Source organism: Halobacillus sp. BBL2006 (genome assembly GCF_000786645.1).
Lineage (GTDB): Bacteria > Bacillota > Bacilli > Bacillales > Halobacillaceae > Halobacillus.
Genome location: NZ_JRNX01000776.1, coordinates 1 through 2,960 on the forward strand (window position 1 = coordinate 1; position 2,960 = coordinate 2,960).

The window sequence follows — 2,960 nt, forward strand, 5'->3', positions numbered from 1 at the left end:
CTGGGCGGACCAGGCTTGCGCAGGTGTTGTCGTTGCTTCGAGCGGATATCCGGGGGGATATGAGAAAGGGCGGCCAGTACCTGTTATAAATGGAAAGAGTCACGTCTATACGGTCCATGCCGGTACGGAAAATAGTGAGCATGGGTATGTATCCAGTGGAGGGCGTGTGCTGCTCGTTGGAGCGAAAGAGAAAAGTCTGCCTCAAGCACTGGAAGAGGTGTACGAACATTTGCAGATGTTCGAAGGAAATAAAGATTTTTATTACAGACGTGACATTGGTCTTTCATCGATTTCGTCGACGCACCCCTACGTAAAGTAAAGCAGCCAAGGTACCGATGATGGTGACGACTACGAAGCCGACGTCTGTAAAATATTCTAAGAAATCCATACATTATTCATCCTTTATGGAAAGGACGGGAGACTCCCCGTCCTTTTATTATTTTTGCTAAACAGCGCTTAAGCCTCGGAAAATGAAGCAAGAAGCTTTACACTTCCTTAGGAAACTCCTGCTCCCAATCTTCCTCTAACCCGTCATGCTCATAAACCATTTCATCATACATGGCTTTCATTGGGCAGTAGCCAACGATTCCTTCTGCCACTTTCATAGCAGCGATCACGACCATCATCCGTTGAACGAATGAATCTTCCTGTTTATGGCCTTGCATCGTTAAAAAAGTAAGCATGCTTAATCCTGCGGTAATTCGAACCATAGAGTTAATGATCCCGATATTTGGTATCACGTGAGTTCCTCCTTAGCAAGATGGGGTGTTCGTGTGTTACGATAGAACATATTGAAACAAGGGAGGACGCTCCATGAATGAAACACGATTCCGTTGGCGTAATCGGCAGCTTCGTGAACATGCAGCTGTCATTGATGGCACACAGGCGCCAACCAAACTGATCAAAAATACGACATACTTGAACGTATATATGAAACAATGGATGACAGGACACATTTGGCTTTATGAGGATCGTATCCTCTATACCGGTCCAGAGCTTCCTGCCAATACAGACGGAACAGAAATCATCGATGGGAAGGACAGTTATATTGTCCCGGGCTATATTGAGCCGCACGCCCATCCGTTTCAGTTATATAATCCCCGAAGCTTGGCGGAATATTCAGCTCGGACAGGGACCACAACTCTGATTAACGATAATCTTATGTGGCTTTTTTTAACGGAAAAAGAGAAAGCGTTTTCTTTGCTTGAAGAGTTTATGAATTTGCCGGCAACGATGTACTGGTGGGCTCGTTTTGATCCCCAATCGGTGCTGAGTGATGAAGACAAGCAGCGCTTCGATGAGCAGGTATTATCCTGGATCGAGCATGATGCTGTCATACAAGGCGGAGAACTAACCGCGTGGCCGGATGTACTCTTCGGAGGCGACGAACAAATCCTTCATTGGATGCAGGAGACGAAGCGGGCGAGAAAACCACTTGAAGCTCATTTGCCTGGCGCTTCACAAAAGACGCTGGTCAAAATGAGACTGCTCGGCATGGATTCTGAGCATGAATCGATGACAGCAGACGATGTGATCAAACGGCTGGAAGTCGGCTATCAGACAGGGCTTCGCTATTCTTCCATCCGACCGGACCTTCCAAATATTTTGAAAGGTCTTCAAGAAAAAAATCATACGCATTACGACCATATGATGTACACCACAGATGGATCGACGCCTGAATTTTATCGTGAAGGACTGATCAATCCATGTATTAAAATTGCTATGGACGCCGGTGTTCCAGCGATTGATGCTTATATGATGGCGACTTATCAACCGGCCCGTCACTTTGGTATCGAAAATCGAGTCGGAAGTATCAACGCAGGACGTGTGGCTCATCTCAATTTTTTATCTGACCCGAATGACCCGACGCCTCATTCGGTCATTGCGAAAGGAGAGTGGGTGAAGCGTGACGAAGAAATGCTCGATGGGAAAACGGCGATTCCATGGGGGAAAAACGGGATTGAACCTCTGAGTTTGGATTGGGAAGTGACAGAGCAGGACATGCAGTTCTCCATGCCCATTGGAATGGAGATGGTCAACGATGTCATTATGAAGCCGTATGCGATCGATATCGATGCTTCAGCCGAACGTTTGCCTCATGAGACAGATGAAGCGTTCCTCATGCTGATGGATCGAGACGGAGAATGGACCGTCAATACGCTTCTGAAAGGCTTTACAAGTTCATTAGGAGCCATCGTCAGTTCTTATTCGAATACAGGTGATCTTATTCTAATCGGAAAATCGCGCGCTGATATGAAGCAAGCGTTCAAGCGCATGAATGAACTTGGGGGCGGAATTGTTCTCGTTGATCAGGGAGAAGTGGTTTTCGAGCTTCCTCTTCCTTTAGGCGGCGTCATGTCTGATTTACCTCTTCCAGAGTTGATGGACGAAGAATCAGAGTTGAAAAAGCAATTGAAAGTCCACGGGTTCTCCTTTACAGATCCTGTATATACGCTGCTTTTCTTATCGTCGATGCACCTTCCATATATCCGGATTACTCCACTTGGAATCATGGATGTGAAAAAGAAAGAGGTACTCTTTCCTTCGATAATGCGTTAAAATGAAAGAGGGGAACATTAAAAACAGGGAAGTGCTATAATGAGAAAGCTTGCTTTTCTGAGCGTCGCGGTCTTCTCTATACTCCTGCTCAGTGCTTGTGCAGGGACGAATGAAGAACCTGAAAAGGATCAAGAGACGGCCTCGAATCAAGAGCCAAAAGAGACAGAAGGCTCTCAAGAAAAAGAACAAATGGGTGCAGTTTATCCATTAACAGGTGAAGCTGCTGATGAAGCGGTCGATCATAGAGTAATCGCAGCGATGGTCAACAACCATACGAAGGCAAGACCACAGTCCGGACTGAGCCAGGCGGATATCGTCTATGAAGTGCTTGCTGAAGGGCAGATTACAAGGTTCCTTGCTTTGTTCCACAGTCAGATTCCTGATACAATTGGACCGATAAG

Annotated in this window: 5 protein-coding genes; 3 read left to right on the plus strand and 2 right to left on the minus strand. The window is 46.3% G+C overall.

Translation table 11 applies throughout. The features are described from left to right. Positions 1 to 319: phosphoribosylglycinamide synthetase C domain-containing protein (locus LD39_RS19540; protein ID WP_035552255.1), on the plus strand; the 319-nt coding region annotated here is incomplete at its 5' end. Here LD39_RS19540 and LD39_RS23950 read toward each other — a convergent pair. Together LD39_RS23950 and LD39_RS19545 are read right to left on the minus strand one after the other, a co-directional pair. After that, entirely contained in the window at positions 284 to 388 is a 105-nt protein-coding gene (locus LD39_RS23950) for an EYxxD motif small membrane protein (protein ID WP_369793267.1), read from the minus strand. The two genes, LD39_RS19540 and LD39_RS23950, sit on opposite strands and share 36 nt — an antisense overlap. A 97-nt stretch (positions 389 to 485) precedes the next feature. Continuing rightward, positions 486 to 740 (minus strand): DUF2892 domain-containing protein, encoded by a 255-nt coding sequence (locus LD39_RS19545; protein ID WP_035552259.1) that lies wholly within the window; start codon positions 738 to 740, stop codon positions 486 to 488. 73 nt (positions 741 to 813) lie between these two features. On the opposite strand from LD39_RS19545, the gene LD39_RS19550 reads away from it, so the two are divergent. Next, the gene (locus LD39_RS19550) at positions 814 to 2,559 is read left to right on the plus strand and encodes an adenine deaminase C-terminal domain-containing protein (RefSeq protein WP_035552262.1); all 1,746 of its coding nucleotides are present in this window, start codon (positions 814 to 816) and stop codon (positions 2,557 to 2,559) included. Positions 2,560 to 2,598: 39 nt separating this feature from the next. Then, the coding region (locus tag LD39_RS23675; protein WP_035552265.1) for a DUF3048 domain-containing protein at positions 2,599 to 2,960 on the plus strand (362 nt) is incomplete at its 3' end.